The sequence below is a fragment of the Pseudomonas sp. NPDC089422 genome, from assembly GCF_044749405.1.
Lineage (GTDB): Bacteria > Pseudomonadota > Gammaproteobacteria > Pseudomonadales > Pseudomonadaceae > Aquipseudomonas.
This window is the reverse complement of sequence record NZ_JBIVHW010000011.1, coordinates 132,543-148,490: the sequence shown is the minus strand read 5'-3', so window position 1 is coordinate 148,490 and position 15,948 is coordinate 132,543. Positions and strand designations below refer to the sequence as shown.

Annotated in this window: 11 protein-coding genes and 1 pseudogene; 3 read left to right on the top strand and 9 right to left on the bottom strand. The window is 57.0% G+C overall.

From position 1 onward, the window contains the following. The first annotated feature begins 15 nt into the window (after positions 1–15). Positions 16–924 carry a LysR family transcriptional regulator gene (locus ACIPZ8_RS20815; RefSeq protein WP_400726946.1) on the top strand — a complete coding sequence of 303 codons (909 nt, stop codon included), beginning with the start codon at positions 16–18 and terminating at the stop codon, positions 922–924. On the opposite strand, the gene ACIPZ8_RS20810 is transcribed toward ACIPZ8_RS20815, so the two are convergent. The 3 genes from ACIPZ8_RS20810 to ACIPZ8_RS20800 form a co-directional block, all read right to left on the bottom strand. Then, positions 910–1,680, bottom strand: a complete 771-nt coding sequence (locus tag ACIPZ8_RS20810; protein WP_400726943.1) for a substrate-binding domain-containing protein — start codon at positions 1,678–1,680, stop codon at positions 910–912. The genes ACIPZ8_RS20815 and ACIPZ8_RS20810 overlap by 15 nt on opposite strands. After that, positions 1,677–2,975 (bottom strand): MFS transporter, encoded by a 1,299-nt coding sequence (locus ACIPZ8_RS20805; protein ID WP_400726940.1) that lies wholly within the window; start codon positions 2,973–2,975, stop codon positions 1,677–1,679. Before ACIPZ8_RS20805 ends, ACIPZ8_RS20810 begins: the two co-directional genes overlap by 4 nt. Positions 2,976–3,238: 263 nt before the next feature. Next, a complete protein-coding gene (locus ACIPZ8_RS20800; RefSeq protein ID WP_400726938.1) occupies positions 3,239–4,810 on the bottom strand; it encodes a glycosyltransferase family 39 protein in 1,572 nt (523 codons plus the stop codon). Positions 4,811–5,317: 507 nt separating this feature from the next. Between ACIPZ8_RS20800 and ACIPZ8_RS20795 the strand changes: the two genes are divergently transcribed. Then, a protein-coding gene (locus tag ACIPZ8_RS20795; RefSeq protein WP_400726935.1) for an IS5 family transposase occupies positions 5,318–6,162 on the top strand; the annotation gives its coding sequence in 2 pieces (ribosomal slippage) (positions 5,318–5,666 and positions 5,666–6,162; 846 coding nt in all). 607 nt (positions 6,163–6,769) lie between these two features. Here the strand turns inward: ACIPZ8_RS20795 and ACIPZ8_RS20790 are convergent. Next, positions 6,770–8,944 carry a tetratricopeptide repeat protein gene (locus tag ACIPZ8_RS20790; protein WP_400726932.1) on the bottom strand — a complete coding sequence of 725 codons (2,175 nt, stop codon included), beginning with the start codon at positions 8,942–8,944 and terminating at the stop codon, positions 6,770–6,772. 406 nt (positions 8,945–9,350) lie between these two features. On the opposite strand from ACIPZ8_RS20790, the pseudogene ACIPZ8_RS20785 reads away from it, so the two are divergent. Continuing rightward, a pseudogene (locus ACIPZ8_RS20785) lies at positions 9,351–9,650 on the top strand (phospholipase effector Tle1 domain-containing protein); the annotation flags it as partial. A 202-nt stretch (positions 9,651–9,852) separates the two neighbouring features. Here ACIPZ8_RS20785 and glmS read toward each other — a convergent pair. From glmS to atpD, 5 genes are all read right to left on the bottom strand, one after another. Then, on the bottom strand, positions 9,853–11,688 hold the full coding sequence (gene glmS / locus ACIPZ8_RS20780) for a glutamine--fructose-6-phosphate transaminase (isomerizing) (protein ID WP_400726929.1): 1,836 nt from the start codon (positions 11,686–11,688) through the stop codon (positions 9,853–9,855). 2 nt (positions 11,689–11,690) lie between these two features. Then, entirely contained in the window at positions 11,691–12,467 is a 777-nt protein-coding gene (locus tag ACIPZ8_RS20775; RefSeq protein ID WP_400653996.1) for a DeoR/GlpR family DNA-binding transcription regulator, read from the bottom strand. Positions 12,468–12,616: 149 nt separating this feature from the next. Next, the gene (glmU, locus tag ACIPZ8_RS20770; RefSeq protein ID WP_400726926.1) at positions 12,617–13,984 is read right to left on the bottom strand and encodes a bifunctional UDP-N-acetylglucosamine diphosphorylase/glucosamine-1-phosphate N-acetyltransferase GlmU; all 1,368 of its coding nucleotides are present in this window, start codon (positions 13,982–13,984) and stop codon (positions 12,617–12,619) included. Between the two features lie 121 nt (positions 13,985–14,105). After that, entirely contained in the window at positions 14,106–14,525 is a 420-nt protein-coding gene (locus ACIPZ8_RS20765; RefSeq protein ID WP_103448396.1) for a F0F1 ATP synthase subunit epsilon, read from the bottom strand. Between the two features lie 44 nt (positions 14,526–14,569). Further along, a complete protein-coding gene (gene atpD, locus ACIPZ8_RS20760; protein WP_008092236.1) occupies positions 14,570–15,946 on the bottom strand; it encodes a F0F1 ATP synthase subunit beta in 1,377 nt (458 codons plus the stop codon). Between the last annotated feature and the right edge of the window lie 2 nt (positions 15,947–15,948).

Here is a 15,948-nt window from a genome sequence, read left to right as displayed (position 1 = left end):
AGCGGAGCCCACCGGGTGAGTATCAACTTCGATCTGAACGACCTGCAGGCCTTTCGTGCCGTGGTCGAGCAAGGCAGCTTCCGCCGCGCCGCCGATACCATTCGCATCACCCAGTCGGCGTTGAGCCGGCGTATCGAAAAACTCGAGTCGGCGTTGGGCGTGAAGCTGCTCGAACGCACCACGCGCAAGGTATCGCTGACCAATGTCGGGCGCGCCTTCCTGCCTCAGGTCGAACGCCTGCTGGACGACCTGGACCTGGCGCTGCTCAGCGTCGGCGATGGTGGCTCGCTGCGCACCGGCACCCTGACCATCGCCTGCGTGCCGTCAGCGGCCTATTACTTCATGCCCCATGCAATCCGCGCCTTCCACACCCAGTATCCGAAAGTTCGGATCAACCTGTACGACGCCTCCGCCAACGAAGTCAGCGCCGCCGTGGCCTCCGGCGAAGCGGACTTCGGCCTGAGCTTCACGGGCAACCTCGCCCCCGAGATCGACTTCAGCGTCCTGCTCGAGGAGCGCTATGTCATCGCCTGCCGCCAGGACCACCCGCTGGCCAAGCTGGACAAGGTGACCTGGGCGCAAGCCTATGAGCATGACTACATCACCTTGGGCAAATCGTCAGGCAACCGCCTGGTACTGGATCGGGCGTTGGCCGGGATGCAGGTCAGCAAAGAGAGTGTGTGCGAAGCCAGGCATGTGACCACCCTGCTCGGTTTGATCGAAGCGGGCCTGGGGATTGCGGCGGTGCCATCGATCGCGCTGCCGATGACTCCGCATCCGATCCTCGCCAGCATTGCACTGGTCGAACCGGAGGTCAGCCGCAAGATGGGCCTGCTCAAGCGCCGCGGCCGCACGCTGACACCGGCGGCACTCGAGATGGTGAGGCTGATTCGGCAATTGCCCGGCGTATTACCGGGCGACTGAATCCAGCCCGGTGGCGCGCACTGCAGGCTGCACGTCCGGCGAAGCCAGGTAATTCAGCAGTTTTTTCGCCTCGGCCGGGTGCTCGGCGGTTTTCGGGATACCGGCGGCAAAGCGGGTCACCGACTGCAGGCTCTCCGGGATCTTGCCAACGTACGTGACACCCGGCACCGGCAGCAGCTCGGCAACCTGCTGGAAGCCAAGCTGATAGGTACCCTTGGCCACCTGCGAGGCCACCGGAATGCGCTCTACCATGGTGCTCTTGCCGACGAGCTGGTCCTGGATGCCCAGCTTCTTGTACAGCTCCTTCTCGATGTACACGCCGCTGGCGCTGTCCGAGTAGGCCACCGACCGCGCTGCCAGCAACGTCTGCTTCAATTCGGCAGCGGTGCCGATTGCAGGTTTGGCCTGCCCTTCCCTGACCACCAGGCCGATGCGCGAGTCCGCCAGTTCCACCCGCGATGCCGGGTCGACCTTGCCCTGACGGATCAGCTCATCCAGCGCATAGCCGACCATGATCAGCACATCGGCGTGTTCGCCACGAGCGAGGCGATTGGGGATGGCCTCGGGCGCCTTGCCCATGGACGGGCCCAGCACGGTGACCAAGGTATCGCCGCTCTGCGCCGCATACTGCGGCCCCAGCTGCTTGTAGGCGGCGGTGAAGCCGCCCGAGGTCATCACGGTCAGTTCGGCAGCCTGGGCAAGGCTGCAGCCAGCGAGCAACGTAGCAGCCAGCCAAGCTTTCAACGAAGCCCTCATGCGGCCACCGCTGCGCGGTTGGCCAGGCGGCGATAGAGCATCCAGGTGGCGACGAATGCACAGACGGCGGCGAACATCATCCAGTAGGCCGGTGCGGCCTTGTCATTGGTGACATGGATCATCCAGGTCGAGATCGCCGGGGTGAAACCGCCGAACAGTGCAGTCGCCAGGCTATAGGCCAGCGAGAAACCTGCCACCCGCACTTCCACCGGCATGATTTCGGTCAGCGCCGGGATCATCGCACCGTTGTACATGCCGTACAGGAACGAGAACCACAGCAGCACTTCAAGCATGTGGCCAAAGGTCGGCGACTGGGCCAGGTAAGTCAGCGCCGGGTAGGCGGTGATCACGGTCATCAGCGACATGGTCAGCAACAGCGGCTTGCGCCCAAGGCGGTCGCTGAGGGTGCCGCCGATGGGCAGCCAGATGAAGTTCGACACCGCCGTCAGCAAGGTCACCAACAGTGCGTCGCCGGTACTCAGTTGCAGCACGGTCTTGCCGAAGGTCGGCGCGTACACGGTGATCATGTAGAAGGCCGTAGTGGTCATGGCCACCATCAGCATGCCGAACAGCACCACGCCGGAGTTGGCAGCCAGCGTCGCCAGCACCTGCTTCATGGTAGGGCGATGCGCGCGGGCGGCGAACTCTTCGGTTTCCTGCAGGTTGCGACGCAGCAGGAAAATCACCGGGATGATCATGCAGCCGACACCGAACGGCACGCGCCAGCCCCACTGGGCGATCTCGGCGGCAGACAGCCATTCGTTGAGGGCAAAGCCCAGCGCGGCGGCGACGACGATTGCCACCTGCTGGCTGGCGGACTGCCAGCTGGCGTAGAAGCCCTTGTGCCCTGGCGTTGCCATTTCCGCCAGGTAGACCGACACACCGCCCAGCTCGGCGCCCGCCGAGAACCCTTGCAGCAATCGCCCAATCAGCACCAGCGCCGGGGCCAACAGTCCGATGCTGGCGTAACCGGGCACCAGCACGATCAGCAAGGTCCCGCTGGCCATGATCGCCAGGGTGACGATCAGCCCTTTGCGTCGGCCTACGTCATCAATGTACGCACCCAGGATCACCGCACCCAGCGGACGCATGAGGAAGCCTGCGCCAAATACGGCGAAGGTCATCATCAGCGAGGCGAATTCATTGGATGCGGGGAAGAAGGCCCCCGCGATGTGCGTGGCGTAGAAGCCGAACAGGAAGAAGTCGAACTGTTCGAGGAAGTTTCCGGACGTTACCCGGAAGACCATACCGGCCTTGGACTTGCCCTCGGGCACCGAGCGTGACGGCAGACTCATGGTGGATCTCCAGCGTTTCTTAATAATTGTAAGTGCTTATTTCTGGAATGATCGTCGAAAGCGGCGCTGGAGATAATCGTTCATTTTTCATTAATTGATGCGCAGATGACATCAATGAGACGCGGGCCCTTGAAGATACCGTCTGGATCCTCACCTCGCGCTGCTTGCTTCGCGGCTAAAGCCGTTCCTGCAGAGTATGTGGCACGCTCGTGCACTATCTCTGATGCGTCCGATACATTTCGAGTTCGTAGGGTAGGCTGGGGCTAGTTTGCTTTCGCGTTATAGGGCATGCCAATAGTATAAAGGCGTACTTGGGTATCGCCGACTTTTAGCGTACTGACCTTATTCCAATTATCCGGTATCGGTGAGAAATCATCGGGCGGTTCGCTATTGCTTATCAACCAGACTCTGGTTTGACCGACGGGTAGATTTTCAAGGCTGTCGAAATAGATTTTATCGGCATCATTGTTCACCAGTGTGCCAAATCCGTAGTTACCTGGCCGACCCGAAGCGCCGTTGGCCTGTGGCGGCGTATAGAGCAGTGGCACTGACCCGGTCTTGTTATAGTAGACATAGCTGAAATACCAGAAAAGATCGCTGACGATGATACGGTCATTCGCACGATAGTTTTCATTGACGAAGTTGACCAGCTTGTTGAACTGATCATCATCCTTTTGGTAGTAACTACTCAGGCCGCCCAGCTCTACCGCCAGAAAAGTTACCAGGGTGGCTATGGCCGCGTAGCGAAAATTACGCTTCATTCGATCAATGGCGACTGCCAGTATCAACGGTAAGCCCAGGGCGGAAAACATCAGATAACGCTCGACCATAAGTGGCGTTATCCACGAGACAGCAAATACGACGATCAACGGCAGAAACGTATATATTGCCATTAACGTATGGAATCTATGCGGACTTCGATCCTGTCGGCAGACAGCGCCCGTTACCAGCGCCAACGCCAGTGGCAGTGCAAAGTAGACTGGCCATTTCAGATCCAGACCATCGGTAAGGGCCAGATCCTGCCAGATTGTCGATGGCAGTGAATACAGTGTAACGGGCAGTATCCAGCCAATGTCGCCACCCGCCTTGAGTTGGTCAAGGTGCTGCAGCAGGTCTATCAAGTTGGGCATCCAGGGGATATACAACAAGACGATCAAGCTGTTGGCGGCCCACCATGCTGGCCTGGTGATGAGGCGGTGTTTGTCGCCGCGCACAACCCATAGATAGGCCCAGTGAGACAGTACGCAAAGGCCTGTGAAATAATGAGTATAGAAACCGGCCGCCATCAACAGCACATACACGCAAAGGTAGCGGTGGCGCTCAGGATTCTTTACCCAATATACAAGCGCGATGGTTGCGCCCAGCAGAAAAAAACCCATGAGGGAATACATGCGCACTTCTTGACTGTAACGCACTGCAATTGGCAGCAAGGCCAACAAAACACCAGCCAGTATGGCTGCATGACGTGTTGCAATCTGATAAACCAGCCACATGCCCAGGGCTACAGTACCGACACCTGTCAGCACGCTGATGAACCTGACCGAAAAGATACTGTCCCCGAATGCACCTATCCAGGCGTGTAGAAGGAGAAAGTAAAGCGGTGGGTGTACGTCATGGGCGCTGTGGATCCAGATGAGCGAGGGTGAGTACTGGCTCATTAACAAGCTGGAGCCCTCGTCGCACCATATGGCGGAGGCCGTTGAGCCGTACATTCGAGCCAGCGTGGCGAGCAACAGGATTGGCAGCGGCCAGAGTTTCCTGGCCCATACAGCGAATGTCTTCGCATTGCCGGGAGCTGGGCTTTTCCCACTGACGTTGTGTGAGTGAGACTTCATGTGTCCTCCAGCCCAGTGCATCCCTTGTGATCGCATTTTACACGACGTATTGCAAGCATTGTTGCCGCTGAGCGAATATTGACCCACTAGGTAAATCTTCAATCAGCACCGGCATCCTAATAGAAGTCGTCGATAAATCAGTATTACGTTCAATACTCAACATGCGTGGCTGGAAAGCAGAGGTGCGTACGGTTATCGCAAAATTCACGATGACCTGCGAGAGTGCGAGAGGCTCTAGGCTAAACCCTCACCCACAAGCTTGAGCACAATCAGCTTGAGGCTGAAATGTCGATGGGGGGAGCCAGAGTGGCTCCCTCCTTCTGCGACAGTTTTTATTGTTTAGCGACAGCTTTAATTCTTTAAAACCATCGTGATCGTAGACATTAAAGTCTGTCTCGCCTCAGCACGAATCTAGGCTCTGTACGAAATCCCGAGAAACCTAATCGTCGCTCCTTCAGCGCTGAGGTTTTGTAGAGTCATGCGCCATTAACGGAAAGGAATTCTGTAATGGCAAGGCGCTACGAACTCACGGACAAGGCCTGGGATGTGGTCTCCGATCTCTTCATCGAAACCCATGGCCGAGGCCGGCCTCGACTGAGCGACCGGCTGATGCTCGATGGCGTGCTGTGGGTGCTCTGCTCAGGTGCTGCATGGCGAGATATGCCAGAGCGCTTCGGCCCATGGTCAACGGTGTATCAACGGTTTCGTGGCTGGCGAAACCAAGGGACTTTCGAGCAGATGCTCAAACGTCTGCACCTGCGATTGAATGAGCAGGGCTTGATCGATCTGCAAACCTGGATGATCGACTCAACCGCAGTACGCGCAACCCGAGCCTCATCTGGCGCCGGGAAAAAAGGGGGCCTGACGAGCCTGCCGATCATGCTCTAGGCCGCAGTCGAGGTGGCCTGACAACCAAAATCCACATGCTCTTCGACGCCAACGGAACACCGCTGCGCTTTCTCCTCTCTGGCGGTCAAGCCAGTGACATCAGCTACGCACAACCACTGTTGGACGAGGTCAGCATTCCATCGAGCCAACGTGGCCGCCCGCGCAAGCGCTGCAAATGGCTGCTCGCCGACAAGGGCTACGACGCCGAAGCGCTACGCCGCTACTGCGACCAATATCGAATGCAACCCGTCATCCCGCTGCGCTCGATGAAGCGCAAGCCCAAGCCTGGCTTACCTAGACTGTTTGACCGGCCCAAATACCGACAGCGCAACATCATCGATCGCATGTTCGGCTGGCTGAAAGAGAACCGCCGGATCGTGACCCGCTTCGACAAGCTCGCAAAAAGTTATGCCGCCATGGTCTCACTGGCTTGCTCCATGCGGTGTTTGCGACATCTCTTTTAGTACAGAGCCTAGGGGCCTGTAGCGTGGTGGAATGAGTTTTAAAGTCTGTCTCACCCTACCGCTCGGGCCGCTTTTCGGTTGTGGAAAATATTAAAAACTGTCTCGCATCCAACCAGATGCAACTCTCAGCCTGACGATGAACAGGTAGGCTGCGCAGAATGCGTAACCTAAGGAGGTTTGCTCTGAGACTGTTGGCCATGGTCCTCGGAGATGCTTGAGCGCATCTCTCAACTCGGAGGCCGGCACCACGGCTTCGCCCGTGCTGACCGCCGACAGACTGCGGTCCTTATACAGCTTGGCTGTAGGAATAACTGATAAGCATTGATTGCGTTGCGCCGAGCGACACACATTGTCCGGGTTCAAGGTCCTCGCAAACCATGGGCAGCTTTTGCTCTGGGCTCCGCCGGCGCCGCCGCTCCTGGCCCAAAAGCTACCACTCTTATCGTTGCTGTTAGTCATAGAGCCGTTTGCTAATCCCTTATCGTAAGGGGGAAAAAATATCCTGCCTTTCATGGGGCTCGTTCGGGCACACGGACCGCCGGCGAAAGCTTTTCCAACTACTAAATATTTGCTATTAGATGAAAGACAGTATCTATGTTTGCCGCTATCACGGTCCGGCGCTTGCCGTGCACGATTGTATTTTTGCAGGAGCAGATTCGACCAAAAGTTTTGTTGCCTCTTCATTCCCCGCTGTTGCTGCTTTTAATAAATACTCTTTACTCTTTAAAACATCGACCTTAACAAGAAGGCCGTCACCGTATAATTTTGACAGGTAAACGAGACTCTCTGTGCTTCCATAATCCGCGGCCTGCTCAAGGTATTTTATTCCTCGCTCGATATCCCGCGCAGTATATTCGCCAGAAGTATATATAACTCCAAGATTATATCCCCCGCTAGCACGTCCCCCCTCAAACCCTTTTTGGAATAGTTCAATCGCTTTAGGTACATCTTTATCAACCCCATCACCAGACAGGAGCAAAGCTCCTAGATCTACCATTGCACATGGCTGATTGTTAGACGCGGCCTTTTTAAGCCACGAAAGTGACTTCTCCTTATCAACAGCGCTTTTGGAATATATTGAATAAAGTCTATATTGCGCCCACGGACTCCCTGCTTCTGAGAAATGAATAACTTTATTCAACGCATTTAGTTTTTGCTCAACCGAAGTGGAGAGTTCGTATTCCACTGCAGCCGCGTACATCTCATAATCGGCATCACCAGAATCAATAACACTTGCTTGATGATAATATTTTTTCGCCGTAGCCAGATCCCGCGCTACGCCGAGACCATTCTCGTACATATACCCAAGCTCATAAGCTGAATATGCATGCCCCAGTTCGACAGCCTGCTTAAAATATTCAATCGCCTCAGGATACTTCCGCCTCTCCAGATAGACAACTCCTACAAGACCAACTGAAGTCCCATCAGACGCCTCTACACCTTTCTGCAAAATAGACAATGCCTTAGGTAGATCCCTATCAAAAGGCTTTTCTCCGTAGATATAAGATGTTGCAAGCCGAACCGCTGCATCAAGATTTCCACCTTCTGCCGCCTCCTGCATGAGCTCTAGCCCTTTGCTCTCGTCCTTTTTTACTCCCTGCCCATTCAAATGTCGAATTGCCAATTCCAGCGCAGCATTTTTATTACCTTGATTATACGCTTTCCATGACCACTTTAGAGACTCGGAATAATCTTTCTTAGTCCCCCAACCTGATGCTAGGCAAGAAGCTAAAACAACCATTGCATCTAAGTCTCCAAGTTCAGCAGCTCTTTTATAAAAATAGACTGCTTTCTCTTCTTCTAACGGATACCCCCCATACCCCGCCGCATAGCGATGTCCAATTTCATTATAAGCTTCGGGAAAATCATCGGACTGTGACTTTTCAAGATAACGACGTGAAACTTCATCATTTTTTTCGAAAACTTCGCCGTCTAAATACTCCTTGGACAATTGTAAAAGCGCGGGTGGATATCCAGTGCCCTCAGCCATTGATAGATAGGTTACAAATTTGTCCTTATCACTATCTAGATCTTGCCTATAGATCATTGCCAATGCGTACATTGCGTACGGATATCCCGCCTTTATAGACTTCTCATACCAAACTTTAGCAGCTGGCAAATCTTCATCTAAACCTTCGCCTGCCTCGTATAAGCTAGCAAGAATACCAAACGATCTACTGTACCCCCCTTCAGCTGAAAGCCTTATTAATTTCGCAGCATGTTTTTCATCTTTACCTACAACCAGACCATTACTGTACAATAAACCCAAATACAGGCAAGCTGCTGGATTTTTGAGTTTCTCGCACCATTCGGTAAGGTACGGCAAGGATTTTGTTGCCAGGTCAATAGATCGACTTAGATCTTTCTGCGTGCCAACGCCACCCATTAAAAACAGTGCAACTTGTGTCTGTGCTAGTGGATTACCTTCCTCAGTAGCGGCGCTTACTTCCTCAAATGCCTTTGTATAATCCCGACCGGTAACTAAGTATTGCTTGAATGCTTTCCAATGCGGATTATTTACTGCAGCAGATACTTTTTCCTCTTCGCTTGGAGGTCGCTCCATAATCTTCAGAGCAACCCAACTTCCGATACCCAAGATGGCGATTACTCCTGCCCACCCAATTACCATTCTTAGAATCTTATAGGCTTTATCGGGGCCTAAAGGCACCAGTATTTTCTCCGCTAAAACTTTATAAAATATTCCGGCGAGGGTAAGTACAGCAATGCCTGCCAACCCAGCGTACTTGGCCACCACTTCCATAAGCTCGCTGCTGAGATCCATAACCAGCCCGCCTTTGCTTCGACATTCAGTGTGTGTATCACTACTATAGACCCTTAATGAGTCGACGCCCTGAACACTTCGAGCCCGACGCTATGAAATTCTGAGGAAATCTCACTATCCATATCCTAAAGCACCAAACACGAAAGCAAGCTAATTCATAGCCGGCATCGATATTTGCAGAGCAATAGATGGATGAGGCGGCAACTTGAAAAAGACGTGTATCAAAACCATAACAGCCCCTTATAGACCACGAACAAGTTTTCTGACTGAGACTTTTGGAATTAGCTATATAGCTGGACCGAATATCTGATACTTGAAGCACTATCTAAACTAGTTTTGACTTCACGAAACACTTAAAAAGGGCTTCCCCATGGCAAACATCGTCATTTGCTGAGACGGCACCTGGAATACACCCGACCAACTCGATAAAGGCGTTCCTGCCCCCACCAATATCGTCCGACTGCACAACGCGGTTGCCGAGAGCGACGTAAAGGGCACGCCGCAGGAAAAGTACTACCACCCCGGCGTAGGGACTTCCGGCAAGTGGTGGGACAAGGCGATTGGCGGTGGCACCGGCGCCGGGTTGGACGACAACATCAAGAGTGCATATCAGAAGCTGTGCTACAGCTATAAGCCAGGCTCCGACATCTATCTATTCGGTTTCAGTCGCGGTGCCTATACGGTGCGAAGCTTGTCCGGCTTCTGAATCGCCTTTCGATAAAGGAACGCAGAGACTCGTGCGGTTGGATGGCGAGCAGCAAGGAGGAGCACCCAGGATTTCAAGGCAGCGGAGGGGCAGCAGAGCGGGATCTGCGCTTGGAGCCCACAGAGGCTCCAAGCGAGACAGACTTTAATATTCAGAGACAGACTTTAATATTTACGATCACGCTTTTCCGAAGAACAAGCGCTTACTCAACAGTTACCGACTTCGCCAGGTTACGCGGCTGGTCGACGTCAGTACCCTTGAGTACTGCCACGTAGTACGACAGCAGCTGCAGCGGAATGGTGTATAGGATCGGCGCCAGCTCGTCAGCGATATGCGGCACCTTGATCACGTGGGTGCCTTCGCCGTTGCTCATGCCGGCGTTCTCGTCGGCAAACACCACCAGCTCGCCACCGCGCGCACGCACTTCCTGCAGGTTGGACTTGAGCTTCTCCAGCAGTTCGTTGTTCGGCGCCACGGTCACCACTGGCATGTCGTTATCCACCAGCGCCAGCGGGCCGTGCTTGAGCTCACCGGCCGGATAGGCTTCGGCGTGGATGTAGGAAATCTCCTTGAGCTTCAGCGCACCTTCCATGGCCACCGGGTACTGTGCACCACGGCCGAGGAACAGGGTGTGATGCTTGTCGGCGAACAGCTCGGCGGTTTTCTCCACGGTGCTGTCCATGGCCAGGGCCTCGCCCAGGCGCGCTGGCAGGCGGCGCAGCTCCTCGACCAGCCCAGCTTCGACGCCCGCTTCCAGGGTGCCACGCACCTGGCCCAGGGCCAGGGTCAGCAGCATCAGCGAAACCAGCTGAGTGGTGAAGGCCTTGGTCGAAGCCACGCCGATCTCCGGGCCGGCCAGGGTCAGCAGGGTCAGGTCGGACTCGCGTACCAGCGAGCTGATGCCGACGTTGCAGATGGCCAGGCTACCGAGGAAGCCCAGTTCCTTGGCATTGCGCAGGGCGGCCAGGGTGTCGGCGGTTTCGCCGGACTGGGAGATCGAGACGAACAGGGTGTCTGGCTGCACCACCACCTTGCGATAGCGGAACTCGCTGGCCACTTCGACCTGGCAAGGAATGCCAGCCAGGCTTTCCAACCAGTAACGGGCGACCATGCCGGCGTGGTAGCTGGTACCGCAGGCGACGATCTGCACATTGCGCACTTTGGCGAACAGTTCTGCAGCCTGCGGGCCGAAGGCCTGGACCATCACGTGGTCCTTGCCCAGGCGGCCTTCCAGGGTGCGCTGGACCACGGTTGGCTGCTCGTGGATCTCCTTGAGCATGAAGTGGCGATAAGCGCCCTTGTCGGCGGCTTCGGCGCCCTCGTGGTACTGCACGGTTTCACGCACCACCGGCTGCCCGGCCTGATCCCAGATCTTCACCTGGTCGCGGCGGATCTCGGCGATATCGCCTTCTTCCAGGTACATGAAGCGGTCGGTGACCTGGCGCAGGGCCAGTTGGTCGGAAGCCAGGAAGTTCTCGCCATGGCCCAGGCCGATCACCAGAGGGCTGCCACTGCGCGCAGCGACCAGACGGTCAGGCTGCTTCACGCTGATCAGCGACAGGCCATAGGCACCGTGCAGGCGCTTGACCGCGGACTTCAGCGCATCGGCCAGGTCTGGAACGGTCTTCAGGGTGTGGTGGATCAGATGCACGATAACTTCGGTATCGGTCTGCGAGGTGAAGACGTAACCCAAGCCTTTGAGCTCTTCACGCAGCTCTTCGTGGTTCTCGATGATGCCGTTGTGCACAACGGCCACTTCGCTAGCGGAGAAATGCGGGTGGGCGTTGCCTTCGGTCGGTGCGCCGTGGGTGGCCCAACGGGTGTGGGCGATGCCCAGCTGACCGTTCAGCGGCTCAGCGGCCACAGCAGCTTCCAGCTCGGCGACCTTGCCGATGCGGCGGCGGCGTTGCAGTTCGCCCTGCTGGGTGTAGACGGCCAGGCCGGCACTGTCGTACCCGCGGTACTCAAGACGCTTGAGGCCTTCGATGAGAATGGCAGTGATGTTGCGCTCGGCTACGGCACCAACGATTCCACACATGGTTATTGCTCCTGGCTGATCGCGGCGCAGATCAGGTTGATGCCGCGGGCTTGAATCTGTTCGCGTGCCGCTGCGGGCAGGCGTTCGTCTGTAATAAGGGTGTGCACGCTGCCCCAGGGCAGCTCGAGATTGGGGATCTTGCGTCCGACCTTGTCGGACTCGACCATCACGATCACCTCACGGGCCACCTCGGCCATGACTCGGCTCAGGCCAAGCAGCTCATTGAAGGTGGTGGTGCCGCGCTGCAGGTCGATGCCATCGGCACCGATGAACAGCTGGTCGAAGTCGTAGGAGCGTAGTACTTGCTCGGCGACCTGACCCTGGAACGACTCCGAATGCGGGTCCCAGGTGCCACCGGTCATCAGCAGCACCGGTTCGTGCTCGACCTCGCTGATGGCGCGGGCCACATTCAACGAGTTGGTCATCACCACCAAGCCGGGCTGACGCCCCAGTTCCGGGATCATGGCGGCGGTGGTGCTGCCGCTGTCGATGATGATCCGCGCATGCTCGCGAATACGCCCAACCGCTGCCCGGGCGATGGCCTTCTTGTAGGCAGAGACAGGCTGCGCGGCTTCACCCAGCATCTCCTGCGGTACCGGCACTGCACCGCCATAGCGGCGCAGCAGCAGGCCGTTGGCCTCCAGCGCGGCAAGGTCCTTGCGAATGGTCACTTCCGACGTTTCGAAACGCTTGGCCAAGGCGTCCACGCTCACCTCGCCCTGCTCACTGAGCATGGCCAGGATGTTGTGGCGGCGTTGGGGGGTGTTTCGTTTCGACATGGGCTAATAAGTTTCGATTCGAAAGATAATGGTTGCAATCAAAACCTAAGATGAGCGTTTCGTCAAGGTGTGGACAACATTTCTCGAGCCAAGAAAAAAGCCGACTTATTCACATAAGTCGGCTTTCGATCGAAGCGGCTGTGTATAACTCAGCTTTTCTTGATCTTCTCCGGCCGCTTCCAGCCCGAGATGTTGCGCTGGCGCGCACGCGCCACCGCCAGGTCACCGGCTTCGACGGTCTGATTGATGGTCGAACCGGCAGCCGTAGTAGCACCTGCCTTGATTTCCACAGGCGCCACCAGCGAGTTGTTGGAGCCGATGAACACATCCTCACCCATCACGGTCTTGAACTTGTTGGCGCCATCGTAGTTGCAGGTGATGGTACCGGCACCGATGTTGGTGCGTGCACCGATCTCGGCATCGCCCAGGTAGGTCAGGTGACCGGCCTTGGCGCCTTCACCCAGGTGGGCATTTTTCAGCTCGACGAAGTTACCCACATGGGCCTTGGCTTCCAGCACACTGCCTGGGCGCAGGCGCGCGAACGGGCCGGCATCGCTGCCCTCGCCCATCACCGCACCGTCGAGGTGAGTGTTGGCCTTGATGATCGCGCCCTTGCGCAGGGTGCTGTCCTTGATCACGCAGTTCGGGCCGATCTGCACGTCGTCCTCGATGACCACCTTGCCTTCGAGAATCACGTTGATGTCGATCAGCACGTCGCGACCAACGGTCACTTCACCACGTACATCGAAGCGCGCAGGGTCGCGCAGGGTGACACCCAGGGACATCAGCCGGCGGCCTTCGCGCAGCTGGTAGTGGCGCTCGAGTTCGGACAGCTGGCGACGGTCATTGGCGCCCTGCACTTCCATCGGGTCGTGCGGCTGTTCGGTGGCGACCACCAGCCCGTCGGCCACCGCCATGGCGATGACGTCAGTGAGGTAGTACTCGCCCTGGGCATTGTTGTTCGACAGGCGCCCCATCCAGTCAGCCAGGCGCGCGGCCGGCATGGCCAGGATGCCGGTGTTGCCTTCCTTGATCGCCTTCTGTGCTTCGCTGGCGTCCTTGTGCTCGACGATAGCGGTCACCTGGCCTTCGCCATCACGCACGATGCGGCCATAACCGGTCGGGTCCTGCAGCGTGACGGTGAGCAGGCCCAGCTGTTTGTCACTGACCTTGGCCAGCAGACGCTGCAGGGTTTCCACTTCGATCAGAGGTACATCGCCATAAAGCACCAGCACCGTGTCGGCGGTGATCGCTGGCAATGCCTGCGCAACGGCATGGCCGGTACCCAGCTGCTTGTCCTGCATGACGAAATTCAGGTCGTCGGCTGCCAGGCGCTCACGTACCAGCTCGGCACCGTGGCCGATGACCACGTGGATGCCTTGGGGCTGAAGCTGGCGCGCGCTGTGGATAACATGGCCGAGCATGGAATTGCCAGCTACCGGGTGCAGTACCTTGGGCAGCGCCGAACGCATGCGAGTACCTTGGCCGGCGGCGAGAATAACGATATCAAGGGACATTGACTGGCTACCAATCCTGGGCGGTCAGGGATGACCGAAGAGGGGAATTCAGAAAAAGAAAAAGGGTAGCCGAGGCTACCCTTTAACTCAATCGCAATGCAAAGATGCGGCCGAAACCGGATTACTTGCCTTTGCGCATTTGCTGGACGGTACGCAGCTGAGCTGCAGCCTCGGCCAGGCGTGCGGCAGCAGCACCGTAGTCGAAGTCCGCGCTTTTCGCATTCAGGGCGTTCTCAGCAGCCTTGAGGGCTTCCTGAGCCTGAGCTTCGTCCAGGTCGGCAGCGCGCTGCACGGTGTCGGCAAGAACCTTGACCATGTTCGGCTGCACTTCGAGGAAGCCACCGGAGATGTAGAACACCTCACGATCGCCACCTTGCTTGGTCAGCGTGATCGGACCCGGCTTGAGATTGGTGATCAGCGGGGCGTGGCCTGGAGCGATACCAAGATCGCCCAGGTTGCCGTGCGCTACTACCATCTCGACCAGGCCGGAGAAGATTTCTCCTTCCGCGCTGACGATATCGCAATGGACTGTCATAGCCATCTGCTTGCCTCAACCTGATTAGCGCCCCTTGCGGGGCGCCGGGATTACAGTTTCTTGGCTTTCTCGATCGCTTCGTCGATGCTGCCGACCATGTAGAACGCTTGTTCTGGCAGGTGGTCGTAGTCACCTTTGAGGATGCCGCTGAAGCCAGCGATGGTGTCTTTCAGGGAAACGTACTTGCCTGGCGAACCGGTGAAGACTTCAGCCACGAAGAACGGCTGCGACAGGAAGCGCTGGATCTTACGAGCGCGGGCTACCAGTTGCTTGTCGCTTTCGGACAGTTCGTCCATACCCAGGATCGCGATGATGTCCTTCAGCTCTTTGTAGCGCTGCAGAACATACTGAACGCCACGAGCGGTGTCGTAGTGTTCGTTGCCGATCACGTTCGGGTCCAGCTGGCGCGAAGTCGAGTCCAGTGGGTCGACCGCTGGGTAGATACCCAGGGAGGCGATGTCACGGGACAGAACGACGGTGGCGTCCAGGTGGGCGAAGGTGGTCGCTGGCGACGGGTCGGTCAGGTCGTCCGCAGGTACGTATACGGCCTGTACGGAGGTGATCGAACCTTCTTTGGTCGAAGTGATACGCTCTTGCAGAACGCCCATCTCTTCGGCCAGGGTCGGCTGGTAACCTACTGCCGAAGGCATACGGCCCAGCAGTGCGGATACTTCGGTACCGGCCAGGGTGTAACGATAGATGTTGTCGACGAACAGCAGAACGTCGTTACCTTCGTCACGGAACTTCTCAGCCATGGTCAGGCCGGTCAGCGCTACGCGCAGACGGTTTCCTGGTGGCTCGTTCATCTGACCGTAGACCAGCGCTACCTTGTCGAGAACGTTGGAGTCCTTCATCTCGTGGTAGAAGTCGTTACCCTCACGAGTACGCTCACCCACACCAGCGAACACGGAGTAACCGCTGTGTTCCATGGCGATGTTACGGATCAGTTCCATCATGTTTACGGTCTTGCCGACGCCGGCACCACCGAACAGACCAACCTTACCACCCTTGGCGAACGGGCAGACCAGGTCGATAACCTTGATGCCGGTTTCCAGCAGGTCGTTGCCGCCTGCCTGGTCAGCGAACGAAGGCGCTGGCTGGTGGATACCGCGACGCTCTTCTTCGCCGATCGGGCCGGCTTCGTCGATCGGGTTGCCCAGTACGTCCATGATACGGCCCAGGGTGGCCTTACCAACCGGAACGGAAATGGCAGCGCCGGTGTCGACGACATCCAGACCGCGCTTCAGGCCTTCGGTCGAGCCCATCGCAATGGTACGAACCACGCCGTCGCCCAGCTGCTGCTGAACTTCGAGGGTGGTTTCCGCGCCTTGTACTTTCAGCGCGTTGTAAACACTCGGTACGACGTCACGTGGGAATTCCACGTCGATGACGGCGCCGATGATTTGAACGATACGTCCGCTACTCATAG